This window comes from Microbacterium neungamense (assembly GCF_024971095.1).
Taxonomy (GTDB): Bacteria; Actinomycetota; Actinomycetes; order Actinomycetales; family Microbacteriaceae; genus Microbacterium; species Microbacterium neungamense.
In genome coordinates this window covers 1,946,217-1,968,594 of sequence record NZ_CP069717.1, presented here as the reverse complement: position 1 = coordinate 1,968,594, position 22,378 = coordinate 1,946,217, and the positions used below count along the sequence as shown (strand labels likewise).

General features: G+C 70.8%; 23 protein-coding genes, 2 tRNA genes, 1 pseudogene and 1 riboswitch. Of the genes and pseudogenes, 13 read left to right on the top strand and 13 right to left on the bottom strand.

Translation table 11 applies throughout. From position 1 onward, the window contains the following. Window positions 1-96 precede the first annotated feature (96 nt). Together JSY13_RS09545 and JSY13_RS09540 are read left to right on the top strand one after the other, a co-directional pair. The gene (locus JSY13_RS09545) at window positions 97-477 is read left to right on the top strand and encodes a cold-shock protein (RefSeq protein ID WP_259606453.1); all 381 of its coding nucleotides are present in this window, start codon (window positions 97-99) and stop codon (window positions 475-477) included. After that, a complete protein-coding gene (locus JSY13_RS09540) occupies window positions 461-1,015 on the top strand; it encodes a DUF3027 domain-containing protein (protein ID WP_259606452.1) in 555 nt (184 codons plus the stop codon). Before JSY13_RS09545 ends, JSY13_RS09540 begins: the two co-directional genes overlap by 17 nt. A 44-nt stretch (window positions 1,016-1,059) precedes the next feature. Here JSY13_RS09540 and serC read toward each other — a convergent pair whose 3' ends face one another. After that, entirely contained in the window at window positions 1,060-2,172 is a 1,113-nt protein-coding gene (gene serC, locus JSY13_RS09535; protein ID WP_259606451.1) for a phosphoserine transaminase, read from the bottom strand. 99 nt (window positions 2,173-2,271) lie between these two features. On the opposite strand from serC, the gene JSY13_RS09530 reads away from it, so the two are divergent. From JSY13_RS09530 to JSY13_RS09520, 3 genes are all read left to right on the top strand, one after another. Beyond that, the gene (locus JSY13_RS09530; protein WP_259606450.1) at window positions 2,272-2,973 is read left to right on the top strand and encodes an iron-dependent transcriptional repressor DtxR; all 702 of its coding nucleotides are present in this window, start codon (window positions 2,272-2,274) and stop codon (window positions 2,971-2,973) included. 339 nt (window positions 2,974-3,312) lie between these two features. Then, window positions 3,313-4,038, top strand: a complete 726-nt coding sequence (locus tag JSY13_RS09525) for a M23 family metallopeptidase (protein ID WP_259606449.1) — start codon at window positions 3,313-3,315, stop codon at window positions 4,036-4,038. 310 nt (window positions 4,039-4,348) lie between these two features. Beyond that, window positions 4,349-4,846 carry an HNH endonuclease gene (locus tag JSY13_RS09520; RefSeq protein ID WP_259606448.1) on the top strand — a complete coding sequence of 166 codons (498 nt, stop codon included), beginning with the start codon at window positions 4,349-4,351 and terminating at the stop codon, window positions 4,844-4,846. Between the two features lie 173 nt (window positions 4,847-5,019). Here JSY13_RS09520 and JSY13_RS09515 read toward each other — a convergent pair. From JSY13_RS09515 to JSY13_RS09500, 4 genes are all read right to left on the bottom strand, one after another. Then, a tRNA-Arg gene (locus JSY13_RS09515) sits at window positions 5,020-5,093 on the bottom strand. A 68-nt stretch (window positions 5,094-5,161) separates the two neighbouring features. After that, window positions 5,162-5,506, bottom strand: a complete 345-nt coding sequence (locus tag JSY13_RS09510; protein WP_259606447.1) for a histone-like nucleoid-structuring protein Lsr2 — start codon at window positions 5,504-5,506, stop codon at window positions 5,162-5,164. Between the two features lie 39 nt (window positions 5,507-5,545). Beyond that, the gene (locus JSY13_RS09505; protein WP_259606446.1) at window positions 5,546-5,872 is read right to left on the bottom strand and encodes a DMT family transporter; all 327 of its coding nucleotides are present in this window, start codon (window positions 5,870-5,872) and stop codon (window positions 5,546-5,548) included. A 13-nt stretch (window positions 5,873-5,885) separates the two neighbouring features. Next, window positions 5,886-5,952: riboswitch (guanidine-III (ykkC-III) riboswitch) on the bottom strand. Between the two features lie 28 nt (window positions 5,953-5,980). Further along, window positions 5,981-6,829, bottom strand: coding sequence for a LuxR C-terminal-related transcriptional regulator (locus JSY13_RS09500; RefSeq protein ID WP_259606445.1), 849 nt, complete (start codon window positions 6,827-6,829; stop codon window positions 5,981-5,983). 133 nt (window positions 6,830-6,962) lie between these two features. On the opposite strand from JSY13_RS09500, the gene JSY13_RS09495 reads away from it, so the two are divergent. Together JSY13_RS09495 and JSY13_RS09490 are read left to right on the top strand one after the other, a co-directional pair. Continuing rightward, window positions 6,963-7,295: a DUF485 domain-containing protein gene (locus JSY13_RS09495; RefSeq protein ID WP_259606444.1), complete on the top strand. Its 333-nt coding sequence runs from the start codon at window positions 6,963-6,965 to the stop codon at window positions 7,293-7,295. After that, the gene (locus tag JSY13_RS09490; RefSeq protein WP_259606443.1) at window positions 7,292-8,911 is read left to right on the top strand and encodes a solute symporter family protein; all 1,620 of its coding nucleotides are present in this window, start codon (window positions 7,292-7,294) and stop codon (window positions 8,909-8,911) included. The genes JSY13_RS09495 and JSY13_RS09490 overlap by 4 nt, the downstream gene beginning before the upstream one ends. Window positions 8,912-8,982: 71 nt before the next feature. Here the strand turns inward: JSY13_RS09490 and JSY13_RS09485 are convergent, their stop codons facing one another. After that, complete coding sequence (locus tag JSY13_RS09485; protein WP_259606442.1) at window positions 8,983-9,531, bottom strand: methylated-DNA--[protein]-cysteine S-methyltransferase; 549 nt, start codon at window positions 9,529-9,531, stop codon at window positions 8,983-8,985. 158 nt (window positions 9,532-9,689) lie between these two features. Between JSY13_RS09485 and JSY13_RS09480 the strand changes: the two genes are divergently transcribed. Next, entirely contained in the window at window positions 9,690-13,406 is a 3,717-nt protein-coding gene (locus JSY13_RS09480; protein ID WP_259606441.1) for an AAA family ATPase, read from the top strand. Beyond that, window positions 13,399-13,647, top strand: a complete 249-nt coding sequence (locus JSY13_RS09475; RefSeq protein ID WP_259606440.1) for a hypothetical protein — start codon at window positions 13,399-13,401, stop codon at window positions 13,645-13,647. The genes JSY13_RS09480 and JSY13_RS09475 overlap by 8 nt, the downstream gene beginning before the upstream one ends. Window positions 13,648-13,707: 60 nt before the next feature. Here the strand turns inward: JSY13_RS09475 and mscL are convergent, their stop codons facing one another. The 3 genes from mscL to JSY13_RS09460 are packed head-to-tail and all read right to left on the bottom strand — an operon-like array spanning window position 13,708 to window position 15,003. Continuing rightward, a complete protein-coding gene (mscL, locus tag JSY13_RS09470) occupies window positions 13,708-14,088 on the bottom strand; it encodes a large conductance mechanosensitive channel protein MscL (protein ID WP_259606439.1) in 381 nt (126 codons plus the stop codon). Window positions 14,089-14,118: 30 nt separating this feature from the next. Further along, window positions 14,119-14,391, bottom strand: a complete 273-nt coding sequence (locus JSY13_RS09465) for an FmdB family zinc ribbon protein (RefSeq protein WP_259606438.1) — start codon at window positions 14,389-14,391, stop codon at window positions 14,119-14,121. Between the two features lie 15 nt (window positions 14,392-14,406). Further along, window positions 14,407-15,003, bottom strand: a complete 597-nt coding sequence (locus JSY13_RS09460) for a 5-formyltetrahydrofolate cyclo-ligase (protein ID WP_259606437.1) — start codon at window positions 15,001-15,003, stop codon at window positions 14,407-14,409. Between the two features lie 59 nt (window positions 15,004-15,062). On the opposite strand from JSY13_RS09460, the gene galU reads away from it, so the two are divergent. The 4 genes from galU to JSY13_RS09440 all read left to right on the top strand — a co-directional run bounded on the left by galU (window position 15,063) and on the right by JSY13_RS09440 (window position 17,697). Then, a complete protein-coding gene (galU, locus tag JSY13_RS09455; RefSeq protein WP_259606436.1) occupies window positions 15,063-15,950 on the top strand; it encodes a UTP--glucose-1-phosphate uridylyltransferase GalU in 888 nt (295 codons plus the stop codon). 19 nt (window positions 15,951-15,969) lie between these two features. Beyond that, window positions 15,970-16,605 carry a GNAT family N-acetyltransferase gene (locus tag JSY13_RS09450; RefSeq protein WP_259606435.1) on the top strand — a complete coding sequence of 212 codons (636 nt, stop codon included), beginning with the start codon at window positions 15,970-15,972 and terminating at the stop codon, window positions 16,603-16,605. Between the two features lie 111 nt (window positions 16,606-16,716). Continuing rightward, the gene (locus JSY13_RS09445) at window positions 16,717-17,595 is read left to right on the top strand and encodes a hypothetical protein (RefSeq protein WP_259606434.1); all 879 of its coding nucleotides are present in this window, start codon (window positions 16,717-16,719) and stop codon (window positions 17,593-17,595) included. 26 nt (window positions 17,596-17,621) lie between these two features. Then, window positions 17,622-17,697 (top strand) — tRNA-Ala (locus tag JSY13_RS09440). A gap of 211 nt (window positions 17,698-17,908) precedes the next feature. Here the strand turns inward: JSY13_RS09440 and JSY13_RS12740 are convergent. From JSY13_RS12740 to galE, 4 genes and pseudogenes are all read right to left on the bottom strand, one after another. After that, window positions 17,909-18,526 (bottom strand): annotated as a pseudogene (locus JSY13_RS12740) (helix-turn-helix domain-containing protein); the annotation flags it as partial. A 344-nt stretch (window positions 18,527-18,870) separates the two neighbouring features. Then, a protein-coding gene (locus JSY13_RS09430; RefSeq protein ID WP_370428832.1) for an IS3 family transposase occupies window positions 18,871-20,267 on the bottom strand; the annotation gives its coding sequence in 2 pieces (ribosomal slippage) (window positions 18,871-19,931 and window positions 19,931-20,267; 1,398 coding nt in all). A 442-nt stretch (window positions 20,268-20,709) separates the two neighbouring features. Continuing rightward, the gene (locus JSY13_RS12735) at window positions 20,710-21,285 is read right to left on the bottom strand and encodes a CatB-related O-acetyltransferase (RefSeq protein WP_259606433.1); all 576 of its coding nucleotides are present in this window, start codon (window positions 21,283-21,285) and stop codon (window positions 20,710-20,712) included. 65 nt (window positions 21,286-21,350) lie between these two features. Continuing rightward, window positions 21,351-22,376 carry a UDP-glucose 4-epimerase GalE gene (gene galE, locus JSY13_RS09420; RefSeq protein ID WP_259606432.1) on the bottom strand — a complete coding sequence of 342 codons (1,026 nt, stop codon included), beginning with the start codon at window positions 22,374-22,376 and terminating at the stop codon, window positions 21,351-21,353. Between the last annotated feature and the right edge of the window lie 2 nt (window positions 22,377-22,378).

Genomic DNA, 22,378 nt, shown 5'->3' with positions numbered 1-22,378 from the left:
AGCGTATCGCCTGCGCGCCGGGGCCGGACCGGTAGGCTGGAGGGGTCGCGCCGCCGCGCGACGTTCTTTCCATACCGTTCACAGCGAGGTTCTCCCATGCCCACCGGCAAGGTCAGGTTCTACGACGAGGAGAAGGGGTTCGGCTTCATCGCCAGCGATGACGGCCAGGACGTCTTCCTGCACGCCTCTGCCCTTCCCGCGGGTGTCACCGTGAAGAAGAACACCCGCGTGGAGTTCGGACTCGCCGACGGCCGCCGCGGCCCGCAGGCGCTCTCGGTCCGCGTGCTCGACGCGCCGCCCAGCCTGGCCAAGGCGCATCGCAAGCCGGCGGACGACATGGCCGTCATCGTCGAGGACCTCGTCAAGCTCCTCGACAGCATCGGCGGCGATCTGCGCCGCGGCCGCTACCCGTCGTCCAGCCACGGCCGCAAGGTCGCGGCCGTGCTGCGCAAGGTCGCCGATGAGCTCGACGCCTGACGAGCTGGCGGCCGCCACCCGCGACCTCGCCCTCGCCGCCCTGCACGAGATCACCCCGGCTTCGACGATCGGCCCGGCGGCCGGTCACGTGGTGGAGGCGGACGGCGCGGTGTCGCTGCGGTTCCAGAACCGCCTGCCCGGCTACCCGGGATGGTTCTGGACGGTCACCGTCGCGCAGGTGGAAGGCGCCGAGCCGACCGTGCTCGAGGTGGAGCTGCTGCCCGGCGACGGCGCACTGCTCGCCCCCGAGTGGGTGCCGTGGGCCGAGCGCCTGGCGGAGTACCGCGCGCACCAGGCCGAACCGGCCGAGCAGGCGGCCGCCGCGTCGGCGGAGGCCGGGGAGACGGATGCCGACGCGCTGCTGGACGCCGCGCTCGAGGCGGACGGACTGGACGAGGACGACGACCAGGAGCAGGACATCCTGCACGCCGGCGACCTGGACGGGGTCGACATCGACGAGCTGGACGAGTCCGGCGAGGACGACGACGACGAGGAACTCGACGACGCCGACGAGGCGCTCTCCGACGAGGAGGAGTGACCGGCGCGGGCGTGCGCTGACCGCGGCGCCCGGGCATCCGTTCGTCAGCCGGCGGTGCGCTCCAGCACGTAGTCGAGAGCGCGCGTGAGCGTACGCACGTCGTCCGGCTCGATCGAGACGAACGTCGCGATGCGCAGCTGGTTGCGGCCGAGCTTGCGGTAGGGCTCGGTGTCCACGATGCCGTTCGCGCGCAGCTCCTTGGCGACGGCCGCGGCGTCCACGCGCTCGTCGAAGTCGATCGCGACGACGACGGGGGAGCGGTGCGCGGCATCCGTCACGAACGGGGTCGCCACCTCCGAGGCGTCCGCCCAGTCGTAGAGGATGCCGGAGGACTCCGCGGTCCGCGCGGCGGCCCAGCCGAGCCCGCCGTTGTCGAGGATCCAGCCGAGCTGGCTGTCGAGCAGGTGCAGCGTCGCCAGCGCGGGCGTGTTCAGGGTCTGGTTGAGCCGGGAGTTGTCCACCGCGTTCTTCAGGCTGAGGAACTCAGGGATGTAGCGGTCGGATGCCGCGATCCGCTCGATCCGCTCGATGGCGGCCGGGGAGGCGGCGGCGAACCACAGGCCGCCGTCCGAGCCGAGGTTCTTCTGCGGGGCGAAGTAGTACACGTCCGCCTCGGCGATGTCGAGGTCGATCCCGCCGGCGGCGCTGGTCGCGTCGATCACCGTGAGCGCGCCGTCGGCCGCCACCCGGCGGACCGGGGCGGCGACACCGGTGGAGGTCTCGTTGTGCGGCCAGGCGTACACGTCCACGCCCTCCACGGCCTCCGCGTCGGTGCGCGAGCCGGGCTCGGCGTTGCGCACGTCCGGCGCCTCCAGCCACGGAGCCGCGGCGGCCTTGGCGAACTTGCCGCCGAACTCGCCGAACACCAGGTTCTGGCTGCGGCGCTCGATGAGGCCGAACGCGGCGGCGTCCCAGAACGCGGTCGAGCCGCCGTTGCCGAGCAGGATCTCGTAGCCGTCCGGCAGCCGGAACAGCTTCGCGAGGCGCTCGCGCACGCTGCCGACCAGGTTCTTCACCGGGGCCTGACGGTGCGAGGTGCCCAGGAGGCCGGCGCCCGCGGCGACGAGGGCCTCCAGCTGCGCGGGGCGCACCTTGGACGGACCGCATCCGAAGCGTCCGTCGACGGGCAGGAGTTCTCGGGGGATCTCGATCGCCATGGGTCGATTCTAGGGGGAGGGGCTGGGCCGCCCCGCCCGCATGACGCCCCGCGTCATCGCGGGAATGTAGGCTTGCCTAAGAACCACCGGAGGCCTTGCATGACCGACCTGATCGACACCACCGAGATGTATCTCCGCACGATCCTCGAACTGGAGGAGGAGAACATCGTGCCGCTGCGCGCGCGTATCTCGGAGCGTCTCGGGCACTCCGGCCCGACGGTGTCGCAGACCGTCGGACGCATGGAGCGCGACGGTCTCGTCGTCGTCTCCGAGGACCGCCGTCTCGAGCTCACCGAGACCGGACGGCGCAAGGCCGTCGACGTGATGCGCAAGCACCGTCTCGCGGAGCGCCTGCTGTCCGACGTCATCGGGCTGGACTGGGCGTACGTGCACGACGAGGCCTGCCGCTGGGAGCACGTGATGAGCGAGCAGGTCGAGCGCCGACTCGTCGAGCTGCTCGGCCACCCCACGGAGTCGCCGTACGGCAACCCGATCCCCGGGCTGGATCAGCTCGGCGACCTGCCGGCCCGCACCTTCGACGAGGGCGTCGTCGGCCTGGTGCAGAAGCTGAACGAGGCGGGCGGCCCGATCGAGGGCACCGTGCGCCGGCTCGCCGAGCCGGCCCAGGTGGACCCGGAGCTTCTGGAGCAGCTGCGAGACGCCGGCGTGGTCCCCGGCGCGCGCGGCGACTACCGCTACAACGAGGGCTACGTGCTCATCCAGATGGAGGGCAAGGACGAGGGGCTGGAGCTCCCGGTCGAGCTCGCCTCGCACATCTTCCTCGTCGGCGAACCCGCGTGATTCCGCGGCTGCGGGCCGCATCCGGGGGATTGCCAGGTTCGCAGGGTGACAGAATCGTTATCTTCCGGTAACCTCGGACGGGTCGCCGGCGAAGAAGCCCGCCGGTGATGCACGCGAAGATCGCCTCCCTGGCTCGTCGTCTTCGCGAGAAGTTCGCACAACGTGCCCGTGTGACTACGTGCCCGAGAAACGACAGTGCCGACGAGCCAGCGCTGCCCGAGCGCCGAGGCGCAGGAGGAAACCCTTTTGGCCGCAGACATCGACAAGACCGCGACGACAGCAGAACAGAGTTCCCCGGCACGGCGCCGAGCATCCTCGGCCGGCCGGAGTGTGAAGCCGATGCGGACCGTCGCGATCTTCGCGGCCGTCAGCGCGCTCGTCGCCGCCGTGGCGCTCCCCGCCTACGCGGCCACGAAGCCGACCGGTACGGAGGCGACCACGCTGCAGCAGCTGGCCGTCGACGACGCCCAGTCCCTCGTCGTCGCCTCCGAGGCCACCGCCGCGCCGCTGAACCGCGGCAGCTACTCGGCGACCACGCCCGAGGAGATCGAGAAGAAGAAGGCCGAGGAGGCCGCGGCCGCCCGCGCCGCCGCCGCGGCCCAGCTCGCCGCCGCGGGCGCTGACGGCGGACGGGTCAGCGACGCCGACCTCCGCCTGGTGGCCGCCGGCTCCGGCGAGGTCCGCTACCCGCTGCCGGCCGGCTCGTACTACGTCAGCCGCACGCTCAGCAGCGGCCACGACGGCGCCGACATGGTCGCCGACGGCGGCACCCCGATCTTCGCCGCCGCCGGCGGCGTGGTCCGGATCTCCTCCGAGAGCTACTACGGCTACGGCGTCGCCGTCGTGATCGACCACGTGATCGGCGGTCAGCGCGTCTCCACCGTGTACGCGCACATGACCAACGGCACCCGCGCCGTCAGCGCCGGGCAGGTCGTCCAGCCCGGCCAGTTCATCGGCAAGGTGGGCAACACCGGCCGCTCCTACGGCGACCACCTCCACTTCGAGGTGCAGGTCAACGGCTCCCTCGTCGAGCCGATGGGCTGGCTCAGCGCCAACGCCGGCTGAGCCCTCGTCGACACGCCCAGCGCTGTTCACCGGCTGTTCCCGTCCCGGATGCCCCGGGATGGGTTAGCCTGAACGCGTCGTCGTACGAGTGGGAGAAGCCGATGTATCCGATACCGAGCATCCGCACCATGGATGCACTCGGTCGTCTGGTGCTCCGGCATCGCCCGCAGGGCTGCCTCGGTTCCGCCGAGTGTGAAAGGCGCTGTCCGTAGACAGCGCCTTTTCCGTACCTGCGAGCGCTCCTCATCCGCACGGCGTCGTGTGAGTCGAGAGTGCCGGGAAGCCATCCCGGCGGATCGAGAGGATGACGATGCGCACACTGGTCCTGAACGCCGGATACGAGCCGCTCGCGGTCGTGTCGTTCAAGAGAGCCCTGGTCCTGGTCATGAACGACAAGGCCACGGTGATCGAGCACATGGAGGACGACCCCGTCTGGGCCGCCCGCGGCGCCTACGAGCGCCCCGTGGTGATCATCCTCTCGCGCTACGTCCGGGTGCCGAATGCGCGCCGGATGCCGGTCACCCGCCGCGGCGTGCTGCGCCGCGACGACCACCGCTGCGGCTACTGCGGCAAGTCGGCGTCGACGATCGATCACGTGCTGCCGCGGTCGCGCGGAGGCCGCGACACTTGGGAGAACCTCGTCGCCTGCTGCCTGCGCTGCAACAACATCAAGAGCGACCGCACTCCGCAGGAGATGGGCTGGGAGCTGCGCGTCACGCCGCGCCCGCCGCACGGCACCGCCTGGACGGTCCGCGGCGTCGAGCGCAGCGACCCCCGCTGGGAGCCGTACCTGGCCCTCGCGGCCTGAGCCTCCCGCGATGGTGCCCTCGAGTCCTCCATCGGCCCCTCCGCGCGCCGCTCGTCGGAGGCGGATGTCGCGTGGGGAGGGAAGGCGGCGCGCGGAGCCTCCGGCCGATGGGGGCCCGCTGTCGAGGGCTTAGACGATGGAAGGGCCGCCCGTGGGCGGCCCTTTCAACATCGTGCCCCCGACAGGATTCGAACCTGCGACCTGCCCTTTAGGAGAGGGCTGCTCTATCCAGCTGAGCTACGAAGGCGCGCGTCAAGTCTAGTCGTGCGCCGGAAGCCGCCGGAGCGCCGCCGGAGCGCCGCAGGGGGAGCGTGCTCAGTGCGCGGCGCGGTAGGCGTCCACGATCTCGCTGGAGACGCGACCGCGCTCCGAGACCTTGTAGCCGTTCTGCTTCGCCCACTCGCGGATGGCCCCGGCCTCCGCATTGCCGCCCGCACGGCGGCGGGACGTCCCGCCGCGGACCGCGCCGGCCGTCGTCGCACGCCGTCCGGCCTTGATATACGGGGCGAGCGCCTCACGCAGCTCGTCCGCGTGCGCGGTGGTCAGGTCGATCTCGTAAGCGGCGCCGTTGAGCGAGAAATGCACCGTCTCGCCCTCACCGCTTTCCAGAAGAGTTCCATCGATGTCGTCGACGAGCTGATGAACGATTTTGCGAGCCATGGCACAACGCTATTGCGCAAACGGCTCCGACGGCAACATTCAGGCGTGACCGGTGTCGACGAGTTTCAATCCCACGATGCATCCGATCAATCCGGTCAGCAGCAGAATCCGCACCCACGAGATATCCGTCTCGCCCGTGATCATCGCCCAGATCACCGTGAGCGAGGCGCCGATTCCCACCCAGACCGCGTACGCCGTCCCGGTCGGAATGTCGCGCATCGCCCAGGCGAGCCCGAGCATCGAGAGAATGAGCCCCGCGAAGAACACCACGCTCGGCCACAGCCGGGAAAGGCCCTCGGATTTCCCCAGCGCTGTGGCCCACACGGCCTCGAGAACTCCGGAGATGATGAGCACGACCCATGCCATGATTGCGACCCTCCAGGACCAGTCCTTTCGCTCACCGGGTACTGGCCTGCCTCGTCCGGGGCCGCTGCCGGCGGCCGCATCCCAGATTATCCGGGCGGGGTCGGCCGGTCAGGGGAGCAGGCCGAGCCGCCGCGCCCGCGCCACCGCGGCGTGACGAGTGGACGCGTCCAGCTTCGACATCGCCGAGCCGAGATATGCCTTGATCGTCCCCTCGCGCAGCCCGAGCCGCACGGCGATCTCCGCATTGGTGGCGCCCAGCGCCACGCAGGCGAGCACGTCGGTCTCCCGCGGGGACAGCCGCACCGTCGGCACCGGACCGGTCGTCGCCGGGACGACGGGTTCGCCGGCCAGGCCCAGCAGGCGCCGCTCGACCGCTGCGAGCCGCTCCCGAAGCGACTCGTCCGCGATGTCCGCGGCGATGCTGCGCAGCTCGGCGTAGCTCTCGCGCAGCTCCTCGCGCTGCGCGGGGGGCAGCTGCGCGGGGCTGGGCAGCGCGTGCAGGCGCCGGTCGACCTCGTCGCGGATGCCGAGCTCGGTCGCCACCGAGGCCGCGACCTGCATGGCCGGGGCCGTCGCGACGCCGCCCACCTGCCACTCCTCCCACGCCCCGGCGTAGAGCACCCCGCGCGGCCGTCCGCCCACCACGACGGGGATCGCGAGCAGCGTGCGCAGCCCCTCGCCGAGCACGAACATGTCGTAGTCGTGGGTGATCTGCTGGGAGGTCCGGTAGTCGCTGGTCATCCGCGGCCGCAGCTCCATCATCGCCCGGCCGCCGAGGCCGCGCTCCGGCCGCACCCGGAGGCCGTGCAGGCTGGGCGTGCGGTTGCCGACGATCGCGGTCACCGCGACGACGCCGTCCTCGACCAGTCCGCCGAACGTGACGGGGAAGCGCGTGCGACGCGCCAGCTCACGCACCGCGTCGGCGAGGAGCTGCTCCTCGGGGTCGGGTCGGATCATCGTGGTCAACGGATACCAACTTTCGGGGGTGACGGCGCCGTTCCCCTTTTCGTAGCGTCGACCTTATCACCCGCGCGGCGCCGCCGCGCGAGACACGGACATGTGGCAAGGAGGCCTCATGAAGGATCGGGTCATGGGCGATTCCCCGGGAGCGATCGATTACATCGCCGTGGAGGAATCGCCGAAGTTCCAGCACCTGAAGCGGATGCAGCGCTCATTCGTGTTTCCGCTGGCGGTGTTCTTCCTGCTGTGGTATTTCGCATACGTCCTGCTGGCGGCATTCGCCACCGAATTCATGAGCCAGCGGGTCTGGGGGGATATCACCGTCGGGCTGCTCTTCGGGCTCGGGCAGTTCGTCACCACATTCGCCATCACGATGGCGTACGTCTCGTTCGCGAATCGTCGGCTGGATCCCGTCGCGCAGGAGATCCGTGAAGAACTCGAGAATGCGGAGGCGAAGGCATGAGCACCACGATCATCGCCGCGGAGACGGTCCAGAACGACCCCGTCCTCAACATCGCGATCTTCGGCGCATTCGTGGCGGTGACGCTGTTCATCGTCATCCGCGCCAGCCGCAACAACAAGACCGCGGCCGACTACTATGCCGCAGGCCGCTCCTTCAGCGGACCGCAGAACGGCTTCGCGATCGCCGGCGACTACCTGTCCGCGGCATCCTTCCTCGGCATCTGCGGGGCGATCGCCGTGAACGGCTACGACGGGTTCCTGTACTCCATCGGGTTCCTGGTCGCGTGGCTGGTGGCGCTGCTGCTCGTCGCGGAGCTGATGCGCAACACCGGCAAGTTCACCATGGCCGACGTGCTGTCGTTCCGGCTGCAGCAGCGCCCGGTCCGCCTGGCCGCCGCGATCACGACCCTCGCGGTGTGCTTCTTCTACCTGCTCGCGCAGATGTCCGGCGCCGGCGGCCTGGTGTCCCTGCTGCTCGGCATCGACACCCAGATCGGGCAGTCCCTGGTGATCGCCGTGGTCGGCGTGCTGATGATCCTGTACGTCCTCATCGGCGGGATGAAGGGCACCACGTGGGTGCAGATCGTGAAGGCGGTGCTGCTCATCGCGGGCGCCATCGCGATGACGCTGTGGGTGCTCGCGCTGCACGGCTTCAGCCTGAACGCGCTGCTCGGCGCGGCCGTCGAGGCCTCGCCGCAGGGCGAGAAGGTGCTCGGCCCTGGCCTGCAGTACGGCGCGAACCCGCTCGACTTCCTCTCCCTGGGGATGGCGCTCGTGCTCGGCACCGCCGGCCTGCCGCACGTGCTGATGCGCTTCTACACCGTGCCGACGGCCAAGGAGGCGCGGCGGTCGGTGGTGTGGGCGATCTGGCTGATCGGTCTGTTCTACCTGCTCACCCTGGTGCTCGGCTACGGCGCCGGGGCGCTGGTCGGACCGGAGAACATCCTGGCCGCCCCCGGCGGCGTGAACTCCGCGGCGCCGCTGCTGGCCCAGGCCCTCGGCGGCCCGATCCTGCTCGGCTTCATCTCGGCCGTGGCGTTCGCGACGATCCTCGCGGTCGTCGCCGGGCTCACGATCACCGCGGCGGCGTCCTTCGCGCACGACATCTACGCCAACGTGATCAAGCGCGACAAGGACGGCAACCACACCGCCGACCCGAACGGGGAGGTGCGGGTCGCCCGCCGCACGGTGGTCGTGATCGGCATCCTTGCGATCCTCGGCGGCATCGCGGCGCAGGGCCAGAACATCGCGTTCCTGGTGGCACTGGCGTTCGCGGTCGCGGCATCCGCGAACCTGCCGACCATCCTCTACTCGCTGTTCTGGCGCCGGTTCAACACCCGCGGTGCGGTGTGGAGCATGTACGGCGGCCTGATCTCCGCGGTCGGCCTGATCGTCATCTCCCCGGTGTTCTCCGGCGGGGAGAAGTCGATGATCCCCGGCATCGACATCGCGATCTTCCCGCTGAACAACCCGGGCATCATCTCCATCCCGCTCGGCTTCCTGCTGGGCTGGATCGGCACGGTCACCGCCCGGCACACCGAGTCGCGCGCGCTCGCTGCCGAGATGGACGTGCGCTCCCTGACCGGCTTCGGCGCGGAGAAGGCGGTGGAGCACTGATCGTAGCCGATGACGGATGCTGACGCCGGTCCCGATCCGGCGGACGCCCGCACCCGACGGACCCCGGCGGCCTACACGCCGGGGTCCGTCGGGTCACGCCTCGGACCGGCTTCGCGTTCGAGGTCGAGCAGGAAGCGCTTCCGCTCCGGATACGCGCCGTAGTGCCCCGGCGTCCCGTCGGCGCGGATGACGCGGTGCACCGGCACGATGACCGAGAACGGCGTCTCCCGGCAGGCGGTGCCCACCGCGCGCGCGGCCCCGGGGCTGCCCGCGCGCACCGCGACCTCGCCGTAGCTCATCGTCTCGCCCCACGGGATCTCGCACACGGCCTGCAGCGCCGCGCGGGCGAAGCCGTCGACCAGGCGCCAGTCGAAGCGGAGATGATCGTCGAAGCGGATCGGCGCGCCGTCGAAGTACGCATCCAGCAGGTGCGCCAGTTCGTCCGCCGCCCCGGGATCGTGCTCGGGCGCCGAGCCGAGCCGGCGGCTGAACCCCTCCAGCAGCCACGGGACGGTGGGATCCTCCGCCTCGGACAGGTCGAACCCGACGATGCCGTCGTCCGAGAACACGGCCAGCCCGTCGCCGAACGGCGTCGGCACGAAGTCGTAGCGGTACCTCATGCACCCATCCTGGCCCCGGCGCTCCCGCTCCGGCGCGCCGCCGGCCGGGAACGGGGGAGAACCCGCGACGAGGATGCGGCTGTGCAGAACGTCCGGGAATTCGGCCCGATCCGGCGGGGATACCGCACGGACCGGCGTGTCGCGCCTAGGCTTTCCGTGTGTGGCGACGAGAGGCGAAGTCTGCGGAGAGCGCAGGAACGGATGCCGCGGTGACCCTCGGTGAGCTCAGCGACTCATCGACCGGCGTCGGCATCGCCCACGCCGCCGAGGCGGAGCGCACCCGCCGCCGCGCCGAGGCGGCCGATCTCGGCGGACCCTCCCCGCTGGTGACCTACCGGGACACGCCCGAGGCCGGGATCGACATCTCCAAGGCCCATCCCGGGAGCCTGCCGCAGTTCATCACCGGACGCTCCACCCTGCTCTCCAACCTGTTCCGCGACGAGGTCGGGCTGCGCACCGCGCGCATGGCCGCCGAGCGCATCACCGCCCGCAACACCGAGCTGCGCACGGTCCGCGGCATCGACGCGGTGCGCCTGGCCGTCGGTCTCGCCCGCTGGCGGCTCGGCGGCGCCGAGTTCTCCGCCCCGGTGCTGCTGCGCCCGCTCGCGATCCGCCGGCACCACGCCGATTTCGAACTGAAGCTGCAGGGCGCCTTCGAGGTCAACCCGGAGCTCGTGCGGGTGGCGCGCGAGCACTTCGGCCTCAGCCTCGACCCGGTCGGCCTCGCCGCCCTCGCCTACGACGGCGGCATCTTCAAACCGCAGCCGGTGATCGATCAGCTGCGCGCGCTCACCCAGTCCATCGACACCTTCGCCGTGCAGCCGCGCCTGGTGGTGTCCACCTTCGCCGACGTCGCCGCTCCGATGGTGCGCGACCTGGCCTCCCTCGACCATCCCGTGCTGAACGCCCTCGCCGGGCACCGCGCCGACCGCGAGCAGGTCACCGCCCCGCGCCCGGAGCCGGAGATCGTCGGGCCGGACGAGCGGGCACCGGCATCCGACAACCTGCTCCTGGATGCGGATGCCGAGCAGGAGCAGGTGCTGGCGCGGATCGCGGCCGGCCACTCGCTCGTCGTCTCCACGCTCCCCGGCACCGGCGGCACGCAGACCGTGATCAACGCGCTCGGTGCGGCGGTCCGCGCCGGCCGCCGGGTGCTCGTCGTCTCAGCCCGCCGCTCCACACTCGACGGCGTCCGGCACCGGCTCGCGGGCATCGGCCTGGACGGCCTGGCCGTCTCGCCGGCGAACCTGCGCCGCGACCTCATCCGCGCGATCGGACGCTGCGAGAAGGCGACGCAGCCCAAGGTGGCCGAGGTGGACGATGCGCTGGTGCGGCTGCGCGCCGTGCTGCGCGACTACCGCACCGCGCTCACCTCACCGGTGGGGCGCACCGGCGCCTCCGTCCTGGACGCCACCCGGCACCTCACCCGGCTCGCCTCCCTGCCCGTCCCGCCGTCCACGACGGCACGGCTGAGCATGGACGCGCTGGAGCGCCTGGCATCCGACCGGGGACCGGCCGCCGAGGCGCTCACCACGGCCGCGCGGCTCGGCGAGTTCCGCTTCGGCCCCGACGACTCGCCCTGGTACGGCGTCAGCTTCGAGACCACCGAGGCGGCGCGGGCGGCGCACGCCCTCGCCGGGCGGCTGCACGCCAGCGCCGTGCCGTCTCTGCTGGAACGCGGCTACGAGCTCATCGCGCAGACCAGCATGCGCCCGTTCTCCACGGTCGAGGAGCTGGGGGAGTACCTGCGCCTGCTGCAGGGCATCCGCGACTCCCTCGACCGGTTCAGCCCCACCGTCTTCGAGCGCCCCCTCGGCGAGCTCATCCAGGCGCACGGCTCCCGCCGGGACGCCCCCGGCATGTCGGCGGCGAACCGCCGGCGCCTGAAGCGGCTGGCCCGCGAATACGTCCGCCCCGGCGCGCACGTCAGCGAGATGCACGAGGCGCTGCTGCGCATCCAGCAGCAGCGCACGCAGTGGCAGCGCTACGTCGAGGCGGGCGTCGCCCCGCAGGTGCCGCTGGGACTGGCGGACGTCGCGGTGGCGTGGCAGCGCGTGAACGCCGAGCTCTCGGAGCTGGACGCCGCGCTCGGCCGCCGGGAGCCGCTGGCCTCGCTGCCCGTGGCCCGGCTGCTGCGGACGCTGTCCGGCCTGGCCGCGAAATCGGACGTCTTCGACAACCTGGTGGAGCGCACCCGCATCCGCGACTCGCTCGCCGAGCTCGGCCTGGGGCCGCTGCTGGCGGACCTCTCGATCCGGCACGTCCCCGAGGACCGCGTGGCTGACGAGCTCGAGTTCGCCTGGTGGCAGTCGCTGCTGGAGCGCGCCCTGCAGGACGACCGGGCGCTGCTCGGCGCGAACACCGCCGTCGTGGACCGGCTCGAACGCGACTTCCGGCTCGTGGACGAGGCGCACACCGGGCTCGCCGGCCCTCTGCTGGCGTGGAACCTGGCCAGCCAGTGGCGGATCGCGATCGTCGACGAGCCCGAGGAGGCGCGGCACCTGCGCTCGGCGCTGAAGACCGGGGAGGCGACGCCCGCCGAGATCGCGGCAGTCGCCCCGACGCTGATGCGGGTGCTCGCGCCGGTGTGGATCGCGTCCCCGTACGAGGTGCCGGCGATCCCGGAATCCGTCGAGTTCGACCTGGTGCTGCTGGTCGACGCGGCCGCGATCAACCTCACCGAGGCGGCGCCGGCCATCCGCCGCGCGCGGCAGGTGGTCGCCTTCGGCGACCCGGTCACGCAGAAGCCGACCCCGTTCCAGCTGGCGACCGACCCTGCGTCGGAGTGGGAGCCGGAGGTGCCGTTCGACGACGTGTCGGTGTTCGAGCGGCTCGCCGAGCTGTTCCCGGTGATGACCCTCACCCGCAGCTACCGCGCCGGCGGCGAGGATCTCGCGGAGCTCATCAACGACGCGTTCTATGGCGGGGAGATCGTGTCGCTGCCGTGGGCGGGCTCGTACCTCGGCCGCGGCAGCCTCACCGTCGACTACGTCGAGGGCGGGGTGGGCACGCCCGACCCGGTCACCGGTGCGGTGGAGAGTCCCGACGCGGAGGTCGCCCGCGTGGTGACGCTCGTCGTCGAGCACGCGGTGCACCGGCCGACCGAGTCGCTGATGGTGGTCACCGCCAGCCGGCGGCACGCCGAGCGCGTGCGGGCCGCAGTCACCAGCGCGTTCGCGGGCCGGTCCGACGTGGCCGACTTCGTCGGTCGCGACTCCGCGGAGCCGTTCGCGGTGCTGACCCTCGAGGAGTCCGTCGCGGAGAGCCGCGACCGGGTGATCTTCTCGCTGGGCTACGGTCTCACCAAGCACGGCCGCGTGCTCAGCGACTTCGGCGACCTGTCCCAGCCCGACGGAGAGCGCCTGCTCACGGTCGGCATGACGCGCGCCCGCCGGTCGATGGTGATCGTGTCGTGCATCCGCCCCTCCGCCTTCGACGAGGGCCGCCTCGAGCATGGCGCCGCCACGCTGATGTCGATTCTCGGCGGGCTCGCCGCCCGCGGGCGCGACGCGCGGCTGGAGGACCTCGCCGACCCGCTCACGCTCGCGCTCGCCCGCGAGCTGCGCCGCCTGGGCGCCTCGGTGGACGTCGACTACCGCGGGCTGCTGCCGCTGGTCGCCCAGCACGCCGGCCGGGCCGTGGTGATCGAATCCGACCCGGAGTCCCGCGGCGAATCGCTGCGCGAGAGCCTGCGCCTGCGCCCCCAGGTGCTGCGCCGGCTCGGCTGGCACTACGTGCGGGTGCACGCCTTCGACCTGTACAGCGACCCGGCCTCGGTCGCCACCCGCATCGCCTCGGTGCTCGGCATCCAGGAGGACGCGGTCCGCGCCGAGCACGACACCGAGCCGATCGACCTTGGGGACGCGGATGCCTGAGAGCCGCCGCCAGCGGATCGAGCGCGTTCCGGGCGCGCGCCGCGCCCGGCTGACCCCGGCCCCCGGCACGGACCCGGACCCCGAGTCGCGGCCGGGCTCCGAAGCGGTGTCCGACGCGGCGCCGGATCCTGCCGCGCCGGATGCGGCCCCGCCGCGGGTCGCCCGTTCGCGCACCGGCGCCGCCCCGGCATCCGGGCCCAACGACGAGCGGATGCTCCGCGAGGTCCCGCCGCACTACTGAGCCGGCGGACACGACGACGCCCCCGGCGGCGGAGGGCGGCCGGGGGCGTCGGTGACCGGATCAGCGGGCAGCGCTCCTGCGCAGCTCGTCGCGGATCTCGATCAGCAGCTCCTGCTCGGTCGGGAGGGTCTCCTCCTCGACGGCCGGGTTCTTCGCCGCCTGGCGCTCACGGTACTTGTTCATCGGCATGACGAACACGAGGTACACGATGAGAGCGACGGCGAGGAAGTTGATGACCGCCCCGATGATCGCGCCGATGCCGATGACGCCCAGCTTCACGTTGCTGAGGTCCTCGGCGTTGAACAGCAGCCCGATGATCGGGTTGATCAGGTTGTCGACGATCGCGGTGACGATGGCCGAGAACGCGGCGCCGATGACGACCGCGACGGCCAGGTCGATCACGTTGCCCTGGGCGATGAATTCCTTGAATCCCTTGAGCATGGGTCCTCCCCTATTCAGAGACGGGCGACCTCAGGCCGAGGCCGCGGCCTTCGCGGGCGCCGGTGCGGCGCTCGACGAAGAATCCGTCTTCGATGATGCCGGGGAGGCAGCCTTCGCACCAGCATCGCCGCGCGAGTCGGTGCGGTAGAAGCCGGAGCCGTTGAACGTCACGCCGACGGAGCCGTACTGCTTGCGCAGCCGGCCGCCGCATTCGGGGCACAGCGTGAGCGCGTCGTCGGTGAAGCTCTGCACGGCGTCGAACCGGTGGTCGCAGGCCGTGCAGGCGTAGGCGTAGGTGGGCATGCGCAATCTCCGTTGTCAGTGCCGCTCCGGGGAGAGCACGATGGTCTGCGTCGGCGTGACGATGCCGTCGACCGGCTGGTCGTGCACCTCGCGCGGCAGGGTGTCGAGTACCTCGGAATCATAGATCACCGCGTACACCGGGGGGCACTTCTGCATCGAGCCGATGGTCTTGTCGAAGTAGCCGCGGCCCCAGCCCAGGCGTGTTCCGGTGCGGTCCACCGCCGCGGCGGGGATGATCATGAGGTCCACATCGTCCACCGCGATGGGGCCGAGGACCTCCCCGGTCGGCTCGGGCAGACCGAACATCCCCTCCGCGACGTCGTCCGGGTCGTCGGCGACGGCCCAGTCCAGCAGGCCGTCGGTCCGCGTGATCGGGAGCAGGACACGGATGCCGCGTCGCACCGCGTTCCGCACGAACTCGCGGGTCCCCGGCTCGGAGGTCGTGGACAGGAAGCAGGACACCGAGCGCGCTCCGAGGCGGTCGACCAGCTCGTCCAGCTGCCGGGCGATACCCGCCTCGGCGCTCTCGCGCTGCGCGGGCGAGAGCAGCTGGCGGCGTTCCCGCAGCTCGGCGCGCAGTGCCCGCTTCTGCTGCTCCGGCTCGGTCGGCATCCTCCGATCATACGCGGCGCGGGGCGGGCGCCGAGCGGGCCACCGGTAAGCTGACGGGCATGGCGAAGAAGAGAATGAAGGCGGTCATCCCCGCGGCGGGACTGGGGACCCGGTTCCTCCCGGCGACGAAGGCGATGCCGAAGGAGATGCTGCCCGTCGTCGACAAGCCGGCGATCCAGTACGTCGTCGAAGAGGCGGCCTCCGCCGGGATCGACGACATCCTGGTGATCATCGGCCGCAACAAGAACGCCATCTCGAACCACTTCGACTCCGTGCCCGAGCTCGAGGTCAAGCTGATGGAGAAAGGCGACACCGGCCGCCTGGAGCGGGTGATGAAGTCGAGCGACCTCGCCGACATCCACTTCGTCCGCCAGGGCGAGCCGAAGGGGCTCGGCCACGCCGTGCTGCGCGCCCGCACCCACGTCGGCGACAGCTCCTTCGCCGTGCTGCTGGGCGACGACCTCATCGACGAGCGCGACCCGCTGCTGACGAAGATGATCGAGGAGCACGAGCGCACCGGCGCCGCCGTCATCGCCCTGATGGAGGTCGAACCCTCGATGATCCACATGTACGGCGCCGCCGCGGTGGAGACCACCGACGACGCCGACGTCGTCCGCGTCACCGACCTGGTCGAGAAGCCCGCGCGGGAGGACGCGCCGTCCAACCTCGCCGTCATCGGCCGGTACGTGCTGCCCGCCAGCGTGTTCGAGATCCTGGAGCGGACCGAGCCCGGCAAGGGCGGGGAGATCCAGCTCACCGACGCCCTGCAGGAGCTCGCCACCGCCGAGGGCGGGCCGGGCGTCGTCGGCGTGGTGTTCCGCGGACGCCGCTACGACACCGGCGACCGGGTCGACTACATCAAGGCGATCGTGCAGCTCGCCGCCGACCGGGACGACCTCGGCGCGGACCTTCGTCCGTGGCTGAAGGAGTTCGCGGAACGTCTCTGAACGGGAGGGCGGTCAGGTCATGCAGCTCGATGCGCTGGCCCCGCTGCAGCACGGGCCGGTGGCGCTCCGCCTCGTCCGCGCCCGCGACGCGAGGCCGCTGCAGAACGAGCTGCTGACCAACCGCCGCTGGCTGCAGCCCTGGGAGGCCACGCTGCCGGGCGCGGCCACGTCCTTCGACATGCGTCTCAGCATCCGCCGCCTGCTGCAGCAGCACCGCGACGGAGGCGGGTACCCGTTCGTGATGGAGTACGACGGCGAGATCGCCGGCCAGCTCAACATCTGGGGCGTGGCCCGCGGCTCGCTGTGCTCCGCCACGATCGGGTACTGGGTGAGCGAGCGGTTCGCCGGCCGGGGCATCACCCCGACGGCCGTCGCGCTCGCCACCGACGCCAGCTTCACCCAGTACGGGCTGCACCGGATCGAGATCTGCATCCGCCCGGAGAACAGCGCCAGCCTGCGGGTGGTGCAGAAGCTCGGCTTCCGCTACGAGGGACTGCGCCGCCGCTACATCCACATCGACGGCGACTGGCGCGACCACTACGCCTTCGCGCTCATCCGCGAGGAGGTGCCCGACGGGGTGCTGCAGCGCTGGCTGGAGGGGATGGCGCCGGAGGACGCCGCGAGCATCCCGCCGGGCGACCGGCTGCCCGGCTGAGCGTCCACAGCCCGTGCGGGTTCCGCTGGTCGCGGCGACACGCCGGTGCACGCCACGACACGCGCCCGCCGTGCCGGGCGCGTCCGCCCGTCGTCGCCTACCGTGGGGGACATGGATGGGCCGGTGCTGAGTGGCGGCGTGATCGTCGTCGTCGCCGTGCTGCTGTGGGCTCTCTATCTGATGCCCAGCTGGCGCGGCCGTCATCAGTACTACGCCGCGGAGCGCAACGCCGTGCGGCTGAACCAGGCGCTCCGGGTGCTCGCGGAGACGAGCGAGACGCCCGCCGAGGTCCGCCTCGAGTTGAACATGCGCACCGCGCTCGCGCAGCAGCGGCTCGCCAAGCGCGTGCAGGCCGAGAAGGCGAACGCCGAGCTGGAGCGCCTGCGCGAGGAGCTGGCGGCGACGCGTCGCGATCCGCTCGTGCGGCAGGCGCGGGCGCGCCGGCGAGTGCGCCTGAGCGCCACCGTCGCGGGCCTGGCCGGAGCGGTGCTGGCCGGTCTCGGCGTCTGGCAGTTCGCGGTCTCCGGCGGGTGGGTGCTGCTCGCGATCGGAGCCGTGCTGCTCGTCGCGGGAGTCGCCGTGCTCCTGCAGATGTCGCGGGTCGCCCGCCGCAGCGCGCGTCGCGCGGCCGCGCCGGTGATGACGGATGCCGCGGCTCCGCGCGTCTCGCCCCCGCTGCACGACCAGGGACCGGCATCGTGGACGCCGCGCCCGCTGCCGCAGCCCATGGTCTCGGTGGCCGGATCCCGCGCGCAGGCCGCGCGGGCGCAGCAGCAGGCGCAGGAGGACCGCCGTCAGGCGGCCCGGCTGGCAGAGCTGCGCCGCCGCGCGGAGGAGCTCGCGCCGCCGGCTCCCGTTCGTCTTCCGGCCGCCGCCGAGACGGCGACGACGGATGCCGGCGACTCGCCGTACGCGCGGATGGGCTTCGTCGACGACGCCGAGATCGAGGCGCACGTCCGCCGGCTGCTGGCGCGACGCGCGGCGGGCTGAGCGCATGGTAATGTAGCTGAGTCCACGGGCCCATGGCGCAGTTGGTAGCGCGTCTCGTTCGCAATGAGAAGGTCGGGGGTTCGAATCCCCCTGGGTCCACCACAAGAGGCTTACTGCAATCGGCATCTTCGTAAATGCCGTTCGGTACCTCACTCCAGAGATGTTTTAGTTCCGCCAAGCCGCCCCCCGGGGCGGCTTTCGGCGTTTCCGGCCCTGTGTGGCGTGCTGCGGCGGCCTGGGTGGCGTGGCGGGCGGTGTCGGGGCCTGCGCCGCCTGTGCGGGCGTTCCAGCCGTGCTCGGCAGCGAGGAGCGTCTTCCCTTGGCTGTCGCGGGTGAGGTCGACCATCCCGGTCAGCTCCTTCGGCCCCCGTCGGCGCGGGTCGACGTGATGCCAGACGTGCTCGTCGACGCCGAGGCTGGTGACATTCTCGAACCGGGACTCGTCCGCCGCGAGCTTGACCAGTTCGGGTTCGACGGCCCGCCACACCGTCTTCCACGACGTCCCGAGCTGCCGGGCGAGTCCTTGGATGGTGGCGTGCTCGCGACGCAGCTGCCCGATCGCCCACGCGACGGCGCGCTTCGTGATCGACCCGCGCGGCGCGACCAGCGACGGGACCTGTTCCACGAACGTCTTCCGCGGACAGCCGGACTCGCCGCACCGCCACATCCGCTGCCGCCACACCACCCTCACCCGCGTCACACCCGGCACGTCATGCAGCACCCGAAGGCGCCGACCACGGCTCGTCACGAGCACGCCGCACCCCGGGCAGCCCGTCGGGGACGCCGGAGTCGAAACGGTCACCACAAGAAGTCCGTCGCGACGCTCGACGTGCTCGACATGGACACCGTCGAGGCCGAGAAGCAGGTCGCAGCGGGCACACGGACAGTCGGCGGGGCGCGCGTCAGCGCACCCCGAAGTAGGGTGAAGCACGTCGAGGTCCTCGGTCGGAATCAGAGAGTTAGCGCTTCTGATCCTCGGGGACCTCGACCCCTACCGCCGAATCACCGCCCGGCCACCCTCACCCCACCGGATGTCCGAAGAGCCGAAAGTGGGCTTGATCCGCTTCATCCGCAGCAGATCGCGCGGGCGACAGGTCGTGCCGTCGGGAGCGTAGCCCGGGACGTGGTGCGGTGGGCGCAGGCGGGATGTCATCCCACGGCCGATCACTTCAGGCTCCTTCGGCGGCACGGCCTCGAGCACGCGTTCCCCTCACGAGAGACAGTCGACGATCTCGAGAGGAGCGGAAAGTGTCAAGGCGGGTGAGACAGATTCCGTCAGGCGGTCTGTATGAGGGCCTCCTGTGAGGGCTGGTTGATCCAGGCGGCCTCGGGCAGCTTGGGCGCCTGGGGTCGGCGGTGGCCGAAGCGCTCGGGACGGGCGGCGTAGGCCGCGTCCAGGGTGGCCTGGCGCTGGGCGCGGACCTGCCCGGCGGTGCCGAAGTGGACGCTGGCGGGGGTGTGCAGCCCGATCCCGCAGTGGCGGTGCTCGTGGTTGTAGTAGGCGAAGAACTGCTCGGCGAACGCGCCGGCGTCGGCCAGGGACCCGAAGCGCTCGGGGAAGACCGGGGCGTACTTCAGCGTCTTGAACGCCGCCTCGCTGTAAGGGTTGTCGTTCGACACGTGCGGGCGGGAGTGCGACCTGGCCACCCCGAGGTCGACGAGCAGCTGAGCGACCGGTTTGGAGGTCATCGAGGTCCCGCGGTCGGCGTGGATCGCCTCCGGCACGCCATGGATGCCCATGGCGTGCTCGAGCAGGTTCTTGGCGATCTCGGCGTCCTCGCGGGCCGCGATGGTCCAGCCCACGACGAACCTGGAGAAGATGTCGAGCACGACGTACAGGTCGTAGTACACGCCCCGCTCCGGCCCCTTGAGCTTTGTGATGTCCCAACTCCACACCTGCCCCGGCGCCGTCGCGACGAGCTCGGGCCGGGTCCGGGGCGGGTGGCTCGCCTGCCGGCGCCGTTCCCCGGCCATGTCGTGCTCGCGCAGGATCCGGTGCATCGTGGACATCGAGCACAGGTAGGTGCCCTCGTCCAGCAGCGTGGCCCAGACCTGGGCGACCGACTTGTCCGCGAACCGCTGGCTGGTCAACACGGCCAGCACGTGGGCCCGCTCGGCGGCGGACAGCTTGTTCGCCGGTGCCGGCCGCGGTGTCCGTGGACGTGGCGGTGGCGGGTTCTTGGCCCGGTAGTGACTGGCGCGGGAGCGACCCAGCAGCGCGCACGCAGCCGCGGTGCCGACGTGCTCGGCCAGCCCGTCGACGGCCGGGTTGATCACCGCGGCGACCGCGGCGGCTTGTCCGCGCTCTCGGAGAGCGTCTCCAAGAGCGCGTGTGCTTTTCCCATCAGGTCCAGCGCCGCCCTGGTCTTGGCCAGCTCGGCCTCGGCCTTCTCCGCCCGGGCCCGTAGCGCCTGCAGCTCCCGCTCGCGCCGGTCCCGCGGCTTGCTGCCCAGCCCGGACAGCGAGCCGGCGGCCGCGGCCTTGCGCCACTCGATGATGTGGGAGGTGTACAGGCCCTCCCGGCGCAGGATCTCCCCACGCCCAGAGCGGTCCGCGGCGTCGTACTCGGCCAGGATCGCCGCTTTGAACTCGGCGGTGAACGTCCGCCTCTTGGGCCGGTCAGCACGAGGAGCCATAGCCCCATCATCGGTGCCGACGTCAGCAACCGTCATCGTCATCTCAGTATTGGTCCGTTCTCGCCCCGTGCAGTGCGAAGGTCAGCAGTGCTGGTGTCTCACCCCATCCTGACGCACAGGGGAGCGCCGACGCAGTTCGTGGGGCGGGGCGTGTCGATCGCACGGAGCTGGCTCTGATGCTGATCCTCCAGGGGCGCACCCCGCGCGAGATTCGCCGCTCGCTCAAGCGCTACCTCGCCCGTCAGATCTACAGGCAACTCAACGCCACGATCACACCTGCGGCGGCTGCTTGACATACATAGGAGATTCAACGGGCGGCTCGAACACCTCCGCGGCTCCGCCCTCGGCTTCCGCAACCTCACCCACTACATCGCTCGGTCGCTGCTCGAAGCCGGAGGGTTCAGACCCGCGCTACACCCTCGTTCGTGAAGAGCCCCTTTAGCGACGTGCGTGGCAGGTGTTAACGCGCGAGGTGGAACTACTGGACTGGGTAATGGGCTACCGCGCGCAGCCGCTCGATCGCAGATCGGATGTCGTCCGTGCGGAAAACATCAATGTTGCTGCGGAGGGTTTCTACCGGTAGCTCCCACCATCTGAGCTCCTCCAAGTCAGCGATGACGTCGTCGCTGAATCGCATCCGCAGCTTGCGTGCGGGTGCGCCCGCGACCACGCTGTAGGGCTCGACATCGGGACACACGATGACCGTATCGATCACCGCACCATTACCGATCGAGACTCCGGGCATGACAATCGCCTGCGTGCCGATCCAAACGTCATGCCCGATGGCGACGCGATCCACCTGCTGGCTACGGGGATCGCGCGAGATGCCCAGTTCGGGTACGTAGGGGAATGCATGGGTGGTGAGGTGTGTCATCGGATGCGAGATCGCGCCGATGGTGACGTCCCATGAGACCGAGCCGAATGATCCCAGATCCGCAAAAGCGATCTTGGAGAAGCGCCCGATCGATGTGAAGGTGCCAACGCTGCAGGATCGCAGGCTGGCGTGATGCGCAACACGGGCGTGCAGTGCAAGTCTCGAATCGTCGAGGGTCACCGACCGCCAACTTACGATCGCTCCGGCCCGTCGGGCGCGAGCGATGTGCTTTAGATTATTGAGCATTATGCGGTCATCGACTTGCTCGATGAGGTGCGCTTCTGCTCCCAATTCCAAGCGTCCGCGCATGCGTCGGCAATCCCGAGCCGGGCCTTCCAGCCCATCACGCGTTCCGCCTTTGACGGATCGGCGTACGACACCGCGACGTCTCCCGGCCGTCGTTCGCAGAACACGTAGGGTACCTCCACCCCCGTAACCTTCTCGAACGTGCGGATGAGCTGCAGAACGCTTACAGGCTCGCCCGTGCCGAGATTGAACACCTCGTAACCGGGACGCGCAGTCTCTAGGGCCTTGACGTGCCCCCAGGCGAGATCTTGAACATGGATAAAGTCACGAACTCCCGTACCATCGACGGTGTCGTAATCGCTCCCGAAGACTTGCACCGCTTCGCGACGTCCTGCCGCAGCATCGACGACAATAGGCATGAGATTTGTAGGGGCGAGGCGAGGGCTCTCGCCGATCAGGCCGGATGGGTGCGCTCCGACGGGATTGAAGTAGCGGAGACTCACAGCCCTGAGCGAGGCGTGAGCGGCTGCAGCATCCGCAATGATCTCTTCGATCATGCGCTTGGTCTTGCCGTAGGGATTAGCGAGCGCGAGGGACGTCGGGGTCTCTTCGGTGACGGGCAACTTCTCCGGGAAGCCGTAGACAGTGGCGGAGCTCGAGAAGATCATCGTGTCAATCGCCGTGGCGGCCATCGCCTTAAGCACTGCGATCGCCGAGCTAATGTTCACGTCGTAGTAGCGAACCGGATCGGCCGTCGACTCCGCGACGGCTTTGAGACCCGCGAGGTGGATGACCGCGTCAATGGGCGCGTGAGCTTCGATGAAGGCTTGCACCGCCGCCGCTGACCTGCAATCAACCTGTTCGAACGGCACCGGCCGGCTGATGATCGACTCGACTCGCGCGACGACGTCTGCGTGGGCGTTCGAGAGGTCATCGATGATGAGTGGCTCGTGCCCGGCCTCAGCAAGTGCGATCGCGGTGTGAGCACCGATGAAGCCGGCGCCGCCGGTAAGAAGCACGCGCATGT

Coding starts and splice junctions, on each gene's coding strand:
- JSY13_RS09545 (WP_259606453.1), top strand. CDS start 97: ATGCCCACCGGCAAGGTCAGGTTCTACGACGAGGAGAAGGGGTTCGGC.
- JSY13_RS09540 (WP_259606452.1), top strand. CDS start 461: ATGAGCTCGACGCCTGACGAGCTGGCGGCCGCCACCCGCGACCTCGCC.
- serC (WP_259606451.1), bottom strand. CDS start 2,172: ATGGCGATCGAGATCCCCCGAGAACTCCTGCCCGTCGACGGACGCTTC.
- JSY13_RS09530 (WP_259606450.1), top strand. CDS start 2,272: ATGACCGACCTGATCGACACCACCGAGATGTATCTCCGCACGATCCTC.
- JSY13_RS09525 (WP_259606449.1), top strand. CDS start 3,313: ATGCGGACCGTCGCGATCTTCGCGGCCGTCAGCGCGCTCGTCGCCGCC.
- JSY13_RS09520 (WP_259606448.1), top strand. CDS start 4,349: ATGCGCACACTGGTCCTGAACGCCGGATACGAGCCGCTCGCGGTCGTG.
- JSY13_RS09510 (WP_259606447.1), bottom strand. CDS start 5,506: ATGGCTCGCAAAATCGTTCATCAGCTCGTCGACGACATCGATGGAACT.
- JSY13_RS09505 (WP_259606446.1), bottom strand. CDS start 5,872: ATGGCATGGGTCGTGCTCATCATCTCCGGAGTTCTCGAGGCCGTGTGG.
- JSY13_RS09500 (WP_259606445.1), bottom strand. CDS start 6,829: ATGATCCGACCCGACCCCGAGGAGCAGCTCCTCGCCGACGCGGTGCGT.
- JSY13_RS09495 (WP_259606444.1), top strand. CDS start 6,963: ATGGGCGATTCCCCGGGAGCGATCGATTACATCGCCGTGGAGGAATCG.
- JSY13_RS09490 (WP_259606443.1), top strand. CDS start 7,292: ATGAGCACCACGATCATCGCCGCGGAGACGGTCCAGAACGACCCCGTC.
- JSY13_RS09485 (WP_259606442.1), bottom strand. CDS start 9,531: ATGAGGTACCGCTACGACTTCGTGCCGACGCCGTTCGGCGACGGGCTG.
- JSY13_RS09475 (WP_259606440.1), top strand. CDS start 13,399: ATGCCTGAGAGCCGCCGCCAGCGGATCGAGCGCGTTCCGGGCGCGCGC.
- mscL (WP_259606439.1), bottom strand. CDS start 14,088: ATGCTCAAGGGATTCAAGGAATTCATCGCCCAGGGCAACGTGATCGAC.
- JSY13_RS09465 (WP_259606438.1), bottom strand. CDS start 14,391: ATGCCCACCTACGCCTACGCCTGCACGGCCTGCGACCACCGGTTCGAC.
- JSY13_RS09460 (WP_259606437.1), bottom strand. CDS start 15,003: ATGCCGACCGAGCCGGAGCAGCAGAAGCGGGCACTGCGCGCCGAGCTG.
- galU (WP_259606436.1), top strand. CDS start 15,063: ATGGCGAAGAAGAGAATGAAGGCGGTCATCCCCGCGGCGGGACTGGGG.
- JSY13_RS09450 (WP_259606435.1), top strand. CDS start 15,970: ATGCAGCTCGATGCGCTGGCCCCGCTGCAGCACGGGCCGGTGGCGCTC.
- JSY13_RS09445 (WP_259606434.1), top strand. CDS start 16,717: ATGGATGGGCCGGTGCTGAGTGGCGGCGTGATCGTCGTCGTCGCCGTG.
- galE (WP_259606432.1), bottom strand. CDS start 22,376: ATGCGCGTGCTTCTTACCGGCGGCGCCGGCTTCATCGGTGCTCACACC.